Annotated in this window: 18 protein-coding genes; 13 read left to right on the top strand and 5 right to left on the bottom strand. The window is 53.2% G+C overall.

The window, feature by feature from the left end:
* Positions 1-275: 275 nt before the first annotated feature.
* The 13 genes from QY332_00300 to QY332_00240 all read left to right on the top strand — a co-directional run bounded on the left by QY332_00300 (position 276) and on the right by QY332_00240 (position 12,470).
* On the top strand, positions 276-497 hold the full coding sequence (locus tag QY332_00300; GenBank protein WKZ36363.1) for a hypothetical protein: 222 nt from the start codon (positions 276-278) through the stop codon (positions 495-497).
* A gap of 243 nt (positions 498-740) precedes the next feature.
* Complete coding sequence (locus tag QY332_00295) at positions 741-1,379, top strand: hypothetical protein (protein ID WKZ36362.1); 639 nt, start codon at positions 741-743, stop codon at positions 1,377-1,379.
* A gap of 144 nt (positions 1,380-1,523) precedes the next feature.
* Positions 1,524-1,724, top strand: coding sequence for a hypothetical protein (locus QY332_00290; GenBank protein ID WKZ36361.1), 201 nt, complete (start codon positions 1,524-1,526; stop codon positions 1,722-1,724).
* A 269-nt stretch (positions 1,725-1,993) separates the two neighbouring features.
* The gene (locus QY332_00285; protein ID WKZ36360.1) at positions 1,994-2,764 is read left to right on the top strand and encodes a ParA family protein; all 771 of its coding nucleotides are present in this window, start codon (positions 1,994-1,996) and stop codon (positions 2,762-2,764) included.
* A 9-nt stretch (positions 2,765-2,773) separates the two neighbouring features.
* Entirely contained in the window at positions 2,774-3,379 is a 606-nt protein-coding gene (locus QY332_00280) for a hypothetical protein (GenBank protein WKZ36359.1), read from the top strand.
* 208 nt (positions 3,380-3,587) lie between these two features.
* Positions 3,588-5,525, top strand: a complete 1,938-nt coding sequence (locus tag QY332_00275; protein WKZ36358.1) for a DnaA N-terminal domain-containing protein — start codon at positions 3,588-3,590, stop codon at positions 5,523-5,525.
* A gap of 1 nt (position 5,526) precedes the next feature.
* Positions 5,527-6,657 (top strand): hypothetical protein, encoded by a 1,131-nt coding sequence (locus tag QY332_00270; protein ID WKZ36357.1) that lies wholly within the window; start codon positions 5,527-5,529, stop codon positions 6,655-6,657.
* Entirely contained in the window at positions 6,654-7,535 is an 882-nt protein-coding gene (locus tag QY332_00265; protein ID WKZ36356.1) for a hypothetical protein, read from the top strand. The genes QY332_00270 and QY332_00265 overlap by 4 nt, the downstream gene beginning before the upstream one ends.
* Positions 7,535-8,983: an LCP family protein gene (locus QY332_00260; GenBank protein WKZ36355.1), complete on the top strand. Its 1,449-nt coding sequence runs from the start codon at positions 7,535-7,537 to the stop codon at positions 8,981-8,983. The genes QY332_00265 and QY332_00260 overlap by 1 nt, the downstream gene beginning before the upstream one ends.
* Positions 8,984-9,155: 172 nt before the next feature.
* Positions 9,156-10,190 (top strand): multicopper oxidase domain-containing protein, encoded by a 1,035-nt coding sequence (locus QY332_00255; GenBank protein WKZ36354.1) that lies wholly within the window; start codon positions 9,156-9,158, stop codon positions 10,188-10,190.
* 14 nt (positions 10,191-10,204) lie between these two features.
* Entirely contained in the window at positions 10,205-11,386 is a 1,182-nt protein-coding gene (locus QY332_00250) for a hypothetical protein (protein WKZ36353.1), read from the top strand.
* Positions 11,387-11,396: 10 nt separating this feature from the next.
* Positions 11,397-12,068: a metal-dependent transcriptional regulator gene (locus QY332_00245; protein ID WKZ36352.1), complete on the top strand. Its 672-nt coding sequence runs from the start codon at positions 11,397-11,399 to the stop codon at positions 12,066-12,068.
* Between the two features lie 9 nt (positions 12,069-12,077).
* Complete coding sequence (locus QY332_00240; GenBank protein WKZ36351.1) at positions 12,078-12,470, top strand: cupredoxin domain-containing protein; 393 nt, start codon at positions 12,078-12,080, stop codon at positions 12,468-12,470.
* A gap of 69 nt (positions 12,471-12,539) precedes the next feature.
* On the opposite strand, the gene QY332_00235 is transcribed toward QY332_00240, so the two are convergent.
* From QY332_00235 to QY332_00215, 5 genes are all read right to left on the bottom strand, one after another.
* Positions 12,540-12,968, bottom strand: a complete 429-nt coding sequence (locus QY332_00235; GenBank protein ID WKZ36350.1) for a rhodanese-like domain-containing protein — start codon at positions 12,966-12,968, stop codon at positions 12,540-12,542.
* A 149-nt stretch (positions 12,969-13,117) separates the two neighbouring features.
* The gene (locus tag QY332_00230) at positions 13,118-13,465 is read right to left on the bottom strand and encodes a rhodanese-like domain-containing protein (GenBank protein ID WKZ36349.1); all 348 of its coding nucleotides are present in this window, start codon (positions 13,463-13,465) and stop codon (positions 13,118-13,120) included.
* A gap of 462 nt (positions 13,466-13,927) precedes the next feature.
* Positions 13,928-14,359 carry a copper chaperone PCu(A)C gene (locus QY332_00225; GenBank protein ID WKZ36348.1) on the bottom strand — a complete coding sequence of 144 codons (432 nt, stop codon included), beginning with the start codon at positions 14,357-14,359 and terminating at the stop codon, positions 13,928-13,930.
* Between the two features lie 119 nt (positions 14,360-14,478).
* Positions 14,479-15,165, bottom strand: coding sequence for a DUF305 domain-containing protein (locus tag QY332_00220; GenBank protein WKZ36347.1), 687 nt, complete (start codon positions 15,163-15,165; stop codon positions 14,479-14,481).
* Between the two features lie 5 nt (positions 15,166-15,170).
* A complete protein-coding gene (locus tag QY332_00215; GenBank protein WKZ36346.1) occupies positions 15,171-15,767 on the bottom strand; it encodes a DUF3105 domain-containing protein in 597 nt (198 codons plus the stop codon).
* Positions 15,768-15,773: the final 6 nt, after the last annotated feature.

Below are 15,773 nucleotides of genomic sequence, written 5' to 3'. Positions count from 1 at the left end.
AGCATAACGGAAAGAAGGTTCCGGTTTTTTTACAACCTGATTCAAGGTCATCCACCCACACCATCAACTCCTGGATAATCCCGTAGGGAGTTTCGTATTCCAAACCGTAGAGTTTCCGTACTGGGGAATGCTACTTAAGGGTTGCCGCAAGGCAACTCTTATTTTTCATTGCAGTGAAAGGAAACTATGCACAAGAAAATATTCCATGCCCATTACAGGGCGATGCCGTTACAACGTCAAAGAAAATTGCAGTTCATCCAGGCAGGAGAATCTGCATGACCGTGGCAACTCCCTCTGAGGAAACAAAGCCAGACCTGACCCCGGAACAGAGAAAGGCACTGGGTCGGGTCTACAGCTACCTGATGGACATTGCACGAAAACGATTGGTCCAAAAGAATGCAGCTGCCAATCCACAACTGCCATCAGGAAATGTTGATGGTGATCAGGGAAGATCCGAGCGCGCAGCCGATGCTCCACAGAGTCCAGCGCCGGCATAATCATGCAATCGAGAACATACACAGGTTGTGCGATCAGAAGGAAGGAACAACCACACAACCTGTCCATCGAAATTCCGCCAAATGATTCCAATTTGCAAAGACCTTTCAATTTGCATTTTTAAGGGGAGTCATGCCCAAACAAATGACTAAATCGTACAAATAGGGTAACAAATGTCATTTGAGATTCGCAGAACCGGTACTAAAATATCCCGCTTTTGACGTTTAGTTTTGAGGTCAACCATAATGAACCACTTCAAAAGGATGTGGGGTCATTATCTGGCGCTGGTGATCGTGATTACCATCCTGATTTTCCCCATCTCCTGGATCTACAGGCTAATTCATCGATACTACGGACCCGAGGATGCCCTCGTGTCCCTGGTCGTCATATCCATTGGGATCATCATTCTTGGAATCCGGGGCGGCAAATACGCTTATACACTTCATCGCTTTGTCCGGGACGAATCAGAAAGAAGAACGCAAGGGGATGGAAAACAGGTTGTCTTTGAAATGTTCGGGATCGAATTCTATCAATCCGGTTCTTCCCAATCAAACCCCGTGGCACCCCAAAATGAAACCATCCAACAAGATACCCGGGACGACCATGACGATCTACAGGACCTGATCTCATCCGGAAACCGCAAGCGCCGTGGAAAACAAACCCGCTACCCGGAAGACAGAATCCGCAGGGTGGTACTGCGCTGGGAACGGCGCGATCCATCCTTCTCCGCCAGAACCCTGGAGGAGTTTCTCGAAGAGGAATTTGGCTGTGGACCGGATGGTGTGCTGCTGGTACCCACCTCCACGTTTTATGACTGGCGGCGCAACGTATTAAAGGAAATAGAGGAAAAACAAAGGAAAACCCTGACAGAAACACCCTCGTAACCAGCCCGTCGGAGCCAGATCAAGAGGAAAATAATTTCCGTAGATATCCCGTAATCCAAACCGTACAATTCCCGTACTCCCAGATGCTACTAATGAGCCGCCGACAAAGCGGCTCATTTTTTTTCAGCATCTGAAGGGAACACTATGGCAAAGATAATCGTGTATCTGGGCGAACAGGAACGCGAGGCGCTGCAACAACTTGCACAGCGTGAAATGCGCGTGCCGCGTGCCCAGGCAGCCCTGATCATTCGCCGGGAATTGACCCGGCTGGGCATGCTGCCTGAACAGGAAAAAATACAGGAGATAGAGCGACCGGAAGGACAACCGGCGGAGGTGCAACCATGAGATGTTCAACCTCTTCCGCAACCATCAAGCACAGTTACCCTGTTGTTGGAGGGGCATGGACTGCCTCTCCGGTCATGACAACAGAGTGCAATGGGATTCGACTCCAGCCCGGAACGCACAAGGGGGACGATCATGTTTGACGCCATCAGCGCCGTGTTATCAGGGGTTCTGCTTGTTTTCCTTTCCATGCTGGGGGGCGGGATCATTTATTTCCTCCTGCGGGATTGTTTGAAACGCCATATCCGGCACAAGGACCAGGAGGAGTCCTCATGAGCACCAGGATCATTTGTATCGCGAACCAGAAGGGCGGGGTCGGCAAGACCACCACTGCCGTGTCGCTGGCGCATGGCTTGACCCAAAAAGGAAAACAGGTTCTGCTGATCGACCTGGATCCGCAGGGACAATGTGCCACCGCTCTGGGGCGCAGTCCCGAGCCAGGCGTGTTCTACCTGCTCACGATGGGACATACGCTGCAGGAGACCGCCTTCCTGAAATCCTGGGTGCGGTTGTCCGGACGCGAAGGTCTGTATTTGTTTCCGGGGGACCAGCAGACAATGGCAGCCCAGACCGTGCTCAACGCACAGGACCAGCCCATCTCCGCCATCCGACAATCGGTCAGTCGTTTTTTCAGGGAGGGACTGCACTACATCATCTTCGATACAGCGCCCAGCGTGGGCGGCATCCAGGAACGGGCGGTCTGGGCCTCCGACCTGGTGATCGTGCCGAGTGCCACCGAATTCCTCTCCGCCGACGGCGTCTCAAAGGTGCTACGCATGATGAGCATCCTGCAGGAAAGGAAGAACTGGCGCGGAAATCTATTGGGCATCCTGCCAACCTTCTTCGATGAACAAACCCGCGAGAGCAAAGCCACGATGGAGAATCTGCAGGAAAAGTTCGACGCCAGCATGTTGCAGCCCATCCATCGTTCGACCCTGCTGCGGGAATGTGCCGCCGAAGGGAAAACCATTTTTGAGTTCGATCCGTTGTGCCGGGCTGCCAAGGAGTACCAGGCACTGGCCCAACATGTCATGAAGTTCTAGGAGGCGGAGATGAATCAACGACGCGATCCCTTTGAGACTGCCGAGCCTGCTCCAACCGTCCCGGCAGTTCCCAGTCTCTACGACTCCCTGCGCGTGGCAGCGCCGCGCAAGCGCAACCGTCAGTGGGAAAAACAGCAACAGAGCCGCAAGGTGGTCTATCGCGGCATTGATCCCAAGCTGGCCTTGAAGGTCAAGGCAATAGCCGACGACCTGCTGGTTCCCTCAGGTGAGGTGGCATGTGTGGTGCTCGACTACGCCCTGCGTTCCTACGAACGCGGGGATTTCGATCTCCATCCGCGACCCAATCCGGAACGCATGCGCATGACGCTCTTCCCGCAAAGTGGCTCCGCACATTCGATCAACAGATCTCAACGTACTGTGAAACAAAAACAACCGGAAGCCTTGTGGAAGGTCATCACCACCTGGCGTGGCTTCTCTCCTGAACTCAAACAGGAACTGGCAGCGCTGGCATCCGACGATGGCTTGCATGTACCCATCGGGGAATTGATCACAGCCTTGTTGCGCTTTGGTCTGAAAGCGTATGAAACCGGATTGCTGGTGCTTGAACCCAAACCGAAATCCACCACATTCACTTTAGCGCACAAAGGCAAATGATGAAGTTCCACCAAAAAAACCTTTTTCAATGGAAGAAAATGAAGGACGTAGACGGCATGGACAACGTGCCGCCTGCGTCCTGTCCACGTTCCGCCCACGCATCCGCCTACGTTGCCGCCTACGTTGGACGCACAGGAAGGGCTGAGGCGAAAGAAATCCAGCATGAACGATCCAGGAGACCCAGGCTTGTTTTACGAGGAGATTCGGTATGAGCGATCTTCAACAAGCATGGAGTTCGGTGCTGGCTCAATTACAGCTGGACATGCCGCGCGCCTCGTATGAAACCTGGGTGTTGGGCACGGAAGCGTTGGAATTGAAAAACGATGTGCTGCTTGTTTCCACACGCAATGCCTATGCCCGTGACTGGCTGGAGTCGCGCCTGACCAGCACAGTGCAGCGATTGCTGGTTGGGATTTTGAATCGTTCTGTCTCTGTGAAGTTCGTTGTCGGGGAAGAGTCACAGGAAGGGATGGAGATGGAAACCGAAGCGGAGGAAACGGACGAACCGAAAATAAACATCGAGCCTGTGCAGTGGCTGGATTATGACCGCATCGTCCAGCCGCACAAGCAGGTCGTGGTGAAGGGTTATCTGCGCAGACTGGGGATGGAGATCGGACCGAAGGCTGTCTGGTTGTATGTTGGATTTCATCAGGCGGCGTGGCGGGTGCAGGATCAGAATGGTCCATCTGGAAAGCCGCTATACAGTCGCGAGGTGATGCGTTTCAGCGCCATGAGCAACGGCGCCTTCTGGCGACTCTTGAAACACGCCGGCATTCAGGCACACCTAAGCGGGCTTGTGCAACGGGTCGATTCCCAGGATGCGCGCCGCTTCCGGCGTGGACGGGACGGACGCCCGCATCGCGCACCGATCCGCTACCAGGTCTGCATGACCCCGCGCCTGACCCGCGCCGACGCCACTGCGGTGCATCTGCATTTGAAGGCATTGATCGAAAAACATAACTCCATCACCAGCGCCTTACAGGAAATGCTGGCGGTCGAGGATGTCATGGATCTGCTCGATCCGCTGGCTATGAAACTGCCTCATTCCCCGTTGAATACGGTGATGGATATGGCGAAGCTGGAAACAGGTGAAACCTTTTCACCTGAAATCGAGCGTCTGGCCCAGGAACTGCACCGCAGGATCATCAACTGCCTGGGCGACATCCACATCCCGCATTACTTCATCACGGAAACCATCCAGCGCTATAACCTGACCCCTGCACAAGCCTGGCTGATCACAGTCGCACGCGATATGGCCTTCATCAATGCCCGCACCGGGGAACGCCGGGATACGGTGACGTTCAAGCGCGGATATCAGGAGATGGCGGAGTTGATCGGCTCCAACCGTTACAAGACCGTACAAGCCTGGCTTCAGCCGCATTGGGCTTCGCAACAACGTGGGGGCAACCTCTCCCGCTTTCTCCAAGAAATCGAACTGCCTGATTCAAAGACCTACGCCGACCTGCGCGTGGAGTCCATGCCGCGTGCTTTTCGGGTTCTGTTGGACGAACCGCTGGACGCAGATGGGAGTAATAAGGTGGACGCAAATGGGAGTCATATGGCAGACGCAGATGGGAGTATTAGCTGGACGCAAATGGGAGCATTAGCAGACGCAAATGGGAGTCATATGGTGGACGCAAATGGGAGTGATTTAAACTCTTTTAAACACCCCTTAAACACCGACAAGAAAAACACTTCCACCACCCAGCACGCGCAAAGCGCGAAAGCGGCGGAGGCGGTCGCTCCTGATTTTTGGAAACTTGAACTCCTTCTTCAGCAGAATGATGTGCATCCCAAAGTCCAAAAAGAACTGCTCGAAGTTCAAGCCTCCGTGCATGCCTTTGTCTCGTGGGTGCTGTATGTCGCCAGCCTGCAGAGTGGGAATCTTTCCGATCCCCTGGGCTATGCCATCAGCCGCCTGCGAGAACATCCCCTGCGTGAAGCGCGCGGCGTATTCCGGCAATTCGCCGACCTGACGCCGAAGGAGTTGCTGGCATTAATCGACTCCACCCCCACCCGGGCATATGAACTGCCCACAAAAATTGAACATCCCCTCGCGCACGACTGGAAGAAGGCAATGGGTTCCAATAACCCAAGGCTGCCGGTTGTGCGTGAAATCCTCTTTGGTGAAGGAGCCAGTGAATAACATGCAATTACAGTTTCTGATCACCTCGCAGCAGCGTGCCAGCGGCGCGATGTTCATGGAGTCTTTGAACGATACCGTGCTGGCGTTTATCTATCCCACGGATGGAACACGGACCTTCCACACCTTCTTCTGCCCGCCCATGCGGATCATTGCACTCAGTGCGCAAGGACAGGTGGTATTCGATGAAGTCATCACAAAATGGCGCTGGGTGAAATTGCCCGTTTGTCGATACGTGATCGAGACCGGACCGAAGGTGGACTATCACCCATATCTCCAGACGGTTTTATCCGTGGCGCTGGACCTGCCTCAGCAAGGTTCAATCGACCCGAGCCTGCGCATGGACAGTTTGTTGTTCGCACTGCTGGCAGAAGCGGTCGCCGACATCCGCCGCATTCGGGATGCTCATCGCGGCGAGGTGCGGCCTGAAATCCAACGGCGCAGATTCGAAGCCTGGGAACGCGGGCAAATCGTGAGTTCTGCCGGGTTCATCCTGGATCTTTCGCATGCCTGGAATCTGCCGGATGGCGCGGTGAAGTTATCGTATTCTGTCTTGAAAGCCGAGGAACCCTATCTGGATGAGATCGTGGCGGCGTCCGTGGCTGGGATCCCCTGGCGGCACGAATTTCCCAATCACTGCATTCGCTGCGGCAAGTCCGCTTCCTGGCGACCGATCCTCAACCCAACTCCAAATGCACCGGTGGAAATTCTGTGGCGGTATCAGCGACCGGAGAATGCCATCCCGATCTGCCATCACTGCACTGAAACCTTGAACCTGCTGCGGGATGAGTCGTTGCAACTTGATCTGGTTTGGGGACTTTGGGGTCCGCGCTTCGAAGCCTTTTGGGGATGGCATCGCGCCATGAAGAACAACCGTTTACCGAGGGATTGGGACATGTACGCCCATCCGCTCTGGCCGGCAGACTTTGGCGGAGAAGGGTGGGAGACGGGCAGCGGCGCTTTGAAGTTCGCCGAACCGCGACCACCGCATCAGGTTATCCGGGATGAACAACACATGCAAGCCTTGCGCCGTGGGTTGTTCACTAAAAAGTTTCGCGGGCGACAGCCGGGCGAGACCCCCTTGCAGAAGTTATTAGACTTCCGGCTCGATATTTCACAAGGAGAACCTCGATGACTTTTTTTGCCTTTCTCGGCGCGCTTAGTTTGAGCGTGCTCGCATTTGAACTGCTGAACGTTTTTCAGAATGCCTTCAGCACCTTTGGCGGCAATCGCCTGATGAATTTCCAGTCTCAAACCCCCATCAAGAGACGCTCGACCTGGGAGGCGTTATTGATCGCCATCCTGCCGGGACGCTTTGATCCCGATCAGGCGAAGAACATGAGTGATGTGATCAGCCTGCTTCGTCGTGCCGGCTATCCCTACGATACCCCCGGTGAATTCTATGCGGTGGCGATCCGCGACTTCTCGACCTTCCTGCTGGTGGGCGGGATGCTGGCAGGGGCATTGGCGGCCATGAACATTATCGCTGCCGCGCCGGTGATCGCCATGATCTTCATTCTGCTTGGATTACGCCGACCCTATGTGCGCTTGAAGACGCTCGCAAAGAAACGCGCTGAGTCGTTGCGCAATAACATGTTGATCGGTCTATCGGTATTGAGTTCCCTGCTTTCCTCCGGTGTGGGCGTACAGGAAGCACTGCGCCGCGCTTCGACCGTGGGTGGACCATTCTGTAATCTGCTTGGGTTACTCGTTGCGCGCATGGAGGTGGAGGATTTCACCAAAGCCGTTGACGTGACCCGCGCCCACCTGCCTGATCCGAAGGATGTTGAAGCGAATCTATTCCTGCGTGACATCTATGACTTCTTCGCCAACAATCGTCCAGTCTTGTCCAGTGTGCAGGGCTTGCAGGAGTCAGTGCATCGTTCCGTGGTGGAATCGACTGAAGAACGCGCGGCCCTGGTGCGTCAACGCGCCGGCTTGTTCGGGGTGATGGCGGTACTGGGTCTGGTGTTGGCGATCATCGCGCCGTTCATGGGGTCGGGGTTGATGTAATGCCAGGTTCACGAACTCCGAATATTTATCATCCCTTCTGGCGTTCGCTTGCCTATTGGATCTTCGTGACAGCGGCTATGCTTGCTGCGTTTTTCATCGTCCGCAAACTGACTCTCTGCTGGACCCTGACTGCCCTACCAGGTGTACCACCCGCAGAGTGCGCTCTACAAAACCAACCATCTTCCGATCTGCCGGCCTCCCCCAATCCAGCAACAACAAACGATCTTCCAATCGAATTATCCGCGCCGGAAATGGAATTGCCTCAATGGGATGGCGCCAGCAGAATCAACATCGCCTTCTTTGGCTTGCGCGGCGACGATGGACAAGGGGAAGGCTGTCCGACCTGCACTGATACGATCATGGTTCTGACCGTGGACCCGGCCACAAAAACCGCTGGCATGTTGTCCATCCCACGTGATATGTGGGTCAACATCCCAGGGGCAGGGTATGGGCGCATCAACACCGCCTGGGCAATTGGCGAGAATGCCAAACTTCCAGGCGGTGGACCACAACTTGCAATGCAGACCGTCTCGCAATTCATCGGCATGCCAATTCATTACTATGTGCAGGTGGATTTTGGGACGTTTGTTTCGTTCATCAATCTGATCGGCGGCATCGATGTGTATGTCGAGGAACGCATGGTGCTCGATCCGCTCGGCGCGGGACAGGATCATTTTGTGTTGAAGCCGGGAGATTACCGCCACCTGACCGGACCGCGCGCCCTGGCGTATGCACGCTGCCGGCATGAATCACAAGGCTGTTCGGGCGGAGACGTGGGACGCGCCAAACGCCAGCAACAGGTCATCCTCGCGATCCGCGACAAGGTACTGGAAGGGGAAACCTTTGCCACCTTGATTACCCAGGCACCGCAGTTGTATGCAGAATTTTCTTCTGGGATTCACACCAACATGTCGTTGGAAGATGCAATCCAACTGGCAGTGTTGGCGAAAGACATTCGGGTGGATGACATCAAGAGAGGCGTGATTGATAACACGATGGCGATCCCAGCCGATACAACCATCAACGGTGTGCCGGCAAATGTTTTGCGTCCTGTTCCGGATCTTATTCGCATCCTGAGGGATGAAATCTTTGTCCCAGGTGGTCCGCTTAGTCCATTGGCGCAAGGTGATCCAGTGGCGCTGATGCAATCTGATCAGGCGAAGATCAGGATTATCAATAACACCTATACTGCCGGTTTGGAGCAACGCACAGCCACCCTCCTGACCGCGCAAGGTATGCAGGTGGTGGAATATGGCGTGCCAACCGGCGCATCAAACACCACGAAAATAATTCTTTACTCTTCAAAGTTATATGCCCTGCGGTATTTGACGGAACTCCTTGGGGTGGGAAGTCAGCAGATCACCATCCAGCCTGATCCAGCGTCCACAGTGGATATGGAGATCCGACTTGGAGAGGATTGGGTAGGCAGAGTCCCGAGCGGGTATTAGCCCATCCACTGGTTCTAAAAACAAAAACGCCCCGTATCCGTCGGAGCGTTCGAAGGGAGAAATTCAAAGCCCATTTTTATTTGAGAAAATGCTTGACTTTTAATTATTCCTGTTCTAAAATACAATTTAGATTAGACTAAATTTATCGGCTTTATCTGTATTGGAGGCATGTATGAAAAACCAACTAAGTCGGCGGGATTTCCTGAAACTGGGGGCTTTTGGTGTGATCGGGGCTGGAGGCGCAACTGCCATCATGCAGTCCAAAGGTAAATCCCACTCACGCCATAACCTCCCTCCCATGCAAGACATGGATCATGGGGGCGGTGTCATTCCTGGTACGGGGGATGTGGACCATGAAAAAAACGGCTTTAATCCGGGAGACATACTCACTGACTTCGACTATGGAAAAGTATCCATTCTTCCCGATGGCAGAACCCTGCGTGAATATGAAATCACGGTCATCAACAAGAACATAGAAGTTGTGCCTGGCATCGAATACCCCGCCTGGACGTATAACGGGCGCATTCCGGGACCGACCATTCGTTGCACGGAAGGCGACTTGATCCGCATCACGATGACCAACGGAAGCAACCATCCTCATAGCATGCACTTTCACGGTTTCCACCCGGGCAACATGGATGGCGTGCCCGGTTCGGGACCAGGCGGATATGTCGAACCCGGCGACAGTTTTACCTACGAGTTTGATGCGGAGCCATTCGGTCTGCATCTCTATCATTGTCATGTCTTTCCGCTGGCGCGCCATATTGCCAAGGGTTTATATGGCACGTTTATTGTGGATCCCAAGGAAGGTCGCCCACCCGTGGATCGTGAAATGGTCATGGTCATGAGCGGCTTCGATGTGGATTTCGATGATGTCAACGATTTCTATGCCGTCAATGCCATTCCCTTTTACTATCAGAATCATCCGATCCAGATCAAAGTCGGCGAGAAGATCCGCATCTATCTTGTGAACATCCTGGAATTTGATCTGCTCAATTCCTTCCACCTGCATGCCAATTTCTTCCATTACTACCCAACAGGTACCAGCCTGACCCCCTCCGAATTCACGGACACGATCATTCAAGGTCAGGCCCAACGCGGGATACTGGAGTTCTCATACAAATATCCCGGCATGTACATGTTTCATGCTCACGTAACCGAATTTGCCGAATTGGGCTGGAACGGTATGTTCGAAGTAACCGAATAGTTTAGAGGTATGTCATGACTCAAAGTCCATCCAATCGCTTCACCTTCCGGACCTTTATCCTGCTGCTCATCCCGATCATTCTTCTCGCCGGCGTGATCGTCCTCTTCCTTTCCACAGGGGGAGGATTGAATCTCGACTCTGCCGCGCCGGTTGAGAATCTGGATATCGAGCGGTATGTTCTCAAACAAGGCAGCATCGAATTGCAGGTGCGCAACACGAGTCCGGAAGAAATTACCATCGCCCAGGTCATTGTGAATGATGCGGTCATGCCATTCGAGGTGTATCCAGATGCAGTCGTCCCTCGATTGGAGCGTGCCACCATTACCATCGCTTATCCGTGGTCGTATGGTGAGGCATATGGCTTGATCATCTTTACCGGAAATGCCATTCCCTTCACAGTGGACATCCCGGTTGCGTTCGAAACGCCTCAACCGGACACCGCCACCTTCTGGGGATTCACACTCATCGGTTTGTATGTCGGCGTAATCCCGGTCTTTCTGGGAATCTTCTGGTTTCCGGCGTTGCGACAAATGGGACGCCGGACCATGACCTTCCTGATGGCGGCAACGGCGGGTCTGCTGGTCTTTCTTGGGCTGGACACGGTCGCAGAAGCGCTGGAGTTTGCCGGGAAGATCCCTTCCTCCTTTCAGGGGATCGGCTTGATCGGAATCGGTGGAGTGGCAACCTTCCTGTTGTTGGAGGCGATCTCGAAACGCCAGTCTGAAATCACCGGCAACGAAGCGGATAAGCGGCTGGCTATCGCCTTTGTGATCGCGGTCGGCATCGGCATTCACAACCTTGGAGAAGGGCTGGCAATAGGCGCTGCTTATAACGTCGGCGAAATTGCTCTGGGCACTTTCCTGGTGGTGGGTTTCATCATCCAGAACATTACTGAAGGATTGGGCATCATTGCGCCAGTCCTGCGTGATAGACCCGGGGTCGGCAGGCTCGCGATCATGGGGTTGGTCGGTGGAGCGCCTGCCATTCTGGGAGCCTGGATCGGAGGATACACCCCCTCGCCCTTCCTGACGGTGCTGTTCCTGGCCATCGGCGCAGGCGCGATTTTCCAGGTGATCTACGAAATCGCCAAACTGATTCAAAAGGATACACAGCGTGAAGCCATGCCCATGATTGTCTTTAGCGGAGTCCTGACCGGTATGATGATGTTGTGGGTCACCGGGTTGTTGATCAAATAGGAGCCTTCCAATGGAATCGTCTCTGACCATATCCATTCAGGATTACCTGAAACATATTTACGAGTTGACGGAAGGCGGTCAGAATGCCAGCACGAATGCCCTTTCCGAACGGCTCAACGTCAAGCCGGCATCCGTGACGAACATGGTTCAAAAACTTGCCGCCGCGCAGCCCGCCCTGGTCGAATACCAAAAGCATCAGGGCGTCACGCTGACCAAAGAGGGCAGGAAAGCCGCCTTGGAGGTTATCCGGCATCATCGTCTCCTGGAAGCCTGGCTGGTAAAGACGTTGGGCTATTCGTGGGATGAAGTCCATGAGGAGGCAGAACGCCTTGAGCACGTCATTTCGGAGGATTTTGAACGGCGGATGGCAGCGGCAATGGGACATCCCCTGCGCGACCCGCACGGGGAGTTAATTCCCACTGCCGATCTGGTCATGCCATTGGAGGATTCGACCCCTCTCTCCGCACTGCGCCCGAAACAAAAGGCGAAGATCCAATGTGTAAAGAATGCAGATGCGGAATTGCTCCGCCATCTTGAAGATCTTGGACTCCTTCCCGGCGCACAGATCGTGATCGTTGACTATTCATCGTTCGATCACAATCTGACCGTGAAGTCCGGTGCAAAGGTCAGCGTTCTTGGACTAAATATTACCGGTAAGATATTTGTTGACTATCCTGGTTAAGAGAGTTGTATGTTGAAGAAAAGTATTTTCCTTTTAATATTGGTTTTCCTGTCAGCCTGTCAGTCCGGCGGACCGTCCACCAAACTCACAGTGGAATTGAGCGATTTTGCAATTACCCCCAATCAGCTGTCCGTGCCAGCCGGTGCAGAAATCCAGATCAAGGTTGTCAACAACGGCACCGTGGAGCATAACTTTTATATCATGCAATATGGCGTGGATGTCGGTGATATGTTTGATGAAGAGGATATTGCCAATGCGTACTGGGAGGTGGATGCCCAACCAGACGAGAGCGTGGAACTAAGTTTCACAGCGCCCGACCAACCGGGTACCTACCAGATTGTCTGTGGGATGCCAGGGCATTTGCAGGCAGGCATGGTTGGAACGCTCGAAGTTGTCAAATAGAGATATCTGAAAGTTCAACAAAGACGGGAGAGTTTTACTCTCCCGTCTTTGTTTTATGTTCCTTGATGCCTATGGCTGGCTCTCCAACATGAGACCAGCCTCTTGCCAGGCGGTTGTGCCTCCCTCCAGCATCCAGACATTTGTGTATCCCTGGACTAATAGTGTAGCAACCGCTTTTTTTGCCATGCCGGATGTCAAGCAGTAGACAAGGATCTTAGCATCCTTCTCGGCTGGTAATTTAACCGTGTTTTGTTCGATCTGATCATACGCCAGACGAACATCCGTATCCGGGATGTCTCCCTCCCAAGGGGTATGAACATTGATCATGGTGAAATCCTTGTCTTCCAGCATGGTCTGTAATTCCTGCACAGATACCACTCGATAAGGAATGCCATTCATTTCAGCCTGGATACCGATCTGTTCCTGTGGCTGGCAAGCCACAAGCGAAAACAAACCGATGCCAATCAGTACCAGGCATACATTTAATCGTGCAAACATTGCGTCTCCTAATGTGTTTCTTTCTTTCATGGCTCGACGGGATAACCGGCAGTCATCCAGGCTTCAAAACCGCCGAGCATTGGGGTAACCTTACTGAAGTCATTTTCAAGCAGTATGGACGCCGCACGGGCGCTCGATTCTTCGCTTGGTCAGGTACAGTAGGTAATGATCCATTGTGCTTTATCCAACTCCGCCAGACGCGTTTCAAGTTCGGCAAGTGGAATGTTGATCGCACCGGCAACATGGGCGGCTTGATACGCTTCCACGGAACGTACATCCACTACGATAGCGGCGCCTTCCTCCAACGCAGCCTTGGCGTCGGGCAGGCTTACACGTGGAATATCCGGGTACGTCTCCTCTTCATGGGATGTAACAGACGTCGGGGTGGCGGGAACGTTTTGATTTGCCCACAGGATCGCGGCGGCAATCAATAGGAGTCCGCCGCCAAGTGCGAGAAAGAGCGGAACAGGGGACTTTTGATTCTTTCTTTTCTTCATCTAAACTCCATAAGTAACTCGGGCTAAAGTTAAACCATCGATGTGACCTTTACGGACATCGAAGGGGACGCTGTAATCAAGCGAAATATACGGTTGAAAGCTTAAGCGATGGGGGGACGTAAAATGGGAAAGGCGCGTTCCAATGAATGCAAATTGATCCGTATATTCACTTGCTGTATGATTTCATGGTTCGGATCTGTTGGGCACGGCGCAGAATGAATTCCTGTTTGCAACTGACATATCAGGCAAAGATCCAGGTTGGTTGCCCTGGCATCTTCCTGTGACTGTGACAAGCATTCGCACAGGGATGCGGCTGGAAACAAATGTGCAGACAACCCCACCAGAAGAAAAGCCAGTGTCACAATCAGGAGAACACGATGAGATCCATTCATACTTTACAATGAAATTGCCTTCCGAAGGAACATTATACTTTGGACGGCAATCTCAAAGATGAAAGTTTGTTTAGGGTTCGCGTATCGGAACTTCGATTGTCCAGTCTCCTGCTTTTTCAAAGTTAAGTGTCATGGTAATCGTATCGCCAACCTTCAAATCCTGCGTCAAACCAACGAGCATGACGTGCAAGCCGCCAGGCTTGAAAATGATCTCCTGTTGCGCAGGGATAGGCAAAGCCTCCTGCATTTGCATGGACATCACGCCATTGTCATCCATCATACTCATGTGTACCTCGGCAGCAGATGCGACGTCCGTGCTGGCGCTGAGCAATGTATCATCCGCGTCGGTCGCATTACTGATAATGAAATATACCGCGCCGTTATTGCCCGAAGCGGCAGGGCGAGCCCAGGCATCCATTACCTTGAATTCACCCGACCTTGCACATCCACTGACCAACAATGTTGCCAGCAGGATTGTAGAAATCAAAAGTTTGTTTTTCATATGTGTCCTTCTTGAAAATAGAATTTGACTTTCATCGTCTGCTTTGAACCTTTGGTTCGCAGCAAGATGCCTGGATAAACCAGTATTGTTCAGTCGTTTTTTTGTCAATGACAACCTCATCAAGGCGACATCCCCTCATGATTCGTTTCTTTCGGTTCGTCCATTACAGGCGGAAACCCTTTACGAGCCAGAAGGTCCTGCATGGCGGCAATTTCGCTTGTTTGTGCATTGACGATGGATTGTGCTAATGCCAACACTTCGGGGCTTTTGGCGCTCTCCAGCGCCGCCTCCCCCATGAGCACTCCACCACGGTGGTGGACAATCATCAATTGCAGGAATAATCCATCGGCTTTCACACCCTGCAATTCGCGTAATTCATTCAACTGCACCTGGGTGGCCATCCCAGGCATTCCACCATTGACCGGCATGTCCATCCACATCATAGCCGGGTCGGTGCTGGCAATTGGATATTGCCATACGGCCAGCCACCCCTGCATCTGACCAATCTGCGCTTGTTGTGTCAGCATAATGTCCAGGGCAAGCTGTCGCATTTCCGGGTCTTCTGTCCGGTCACGAAGCAGTGTAGCCATATCCACAGCTTGTGCGTGGTGCATCATCATGTCCCTGGCAAAGCCTGCCTCAGGAGAGTTTTCGCCAGGCGCAGAGGACTGCCGTGTGCCCAGCCAGAAGGCAAGCACTGCCACACTCACCAACAATACAGCGAATGATAAGAGCATGAGAACATCTAACTTGTGCACCGCGCGGGGCAAGGACGTCTCAGGCGGTAATTCTTCGGTCATCATCATGTCTCCTAGCCTGGTTGCCCCACTCCACCCGTGCAAGGTGCTCCAGGCTCAGGTCCTTGTGGGCTCAGTTCGTATTGTTCAATAAAGTCCTTTATCCTGGGATCATCAGCCTGCTCCACCTGAAGTTGGTATCCCCAGGCGGAAATTACAATCGGGCTGGGCAGATCAGGGTATGGACTCAGCAAGCGAAAACCGCTTTGACGGGTGAGTGCCTGTAATGTCCGAACTTCCAAGTCAGGCAGGTCAGGTCGATAGGTGATCCAGACCGCGCCATGTTCAAGGGAGTGAACTCCATTTTCATTCGCGATGGTCTCGGTATACACACCACAATTTTGCCAGACAGGATTGTGGGCTCCCCCAACAGGCGGAGTCTGGTCGTAACTTACGGTTTCACTGACATGATCCCGGCTAAGAGCGGTGTATTCCGTAACTCCCTCGATCTGTTGTTTTCCCTGCTCCCTGGCGTTGAACATGAGAAAAATCGCGATAATCGCCGCGAAGGCCAAACTGCCGGAGATGATGCCATTACGCAACTTCAGGCGGCGTTCCGCTTGGCGTGCTACCTTTTTTGTGGAAATGGATTTCTTGTTTTTGGGTTGCATCGGGGT

This window comes from Anaerolineales bacterium (genome assembly GCA_030583885.1).
Classification (GTDB): domain Bacteria; phylum Chloroflexota; class Anaerolineae; order Anaerolineales; family Villigracilaceae; genus Villigracilis.
This window is presented reverse-complemented; position numbering and strand designations above follow the sequence as displayed.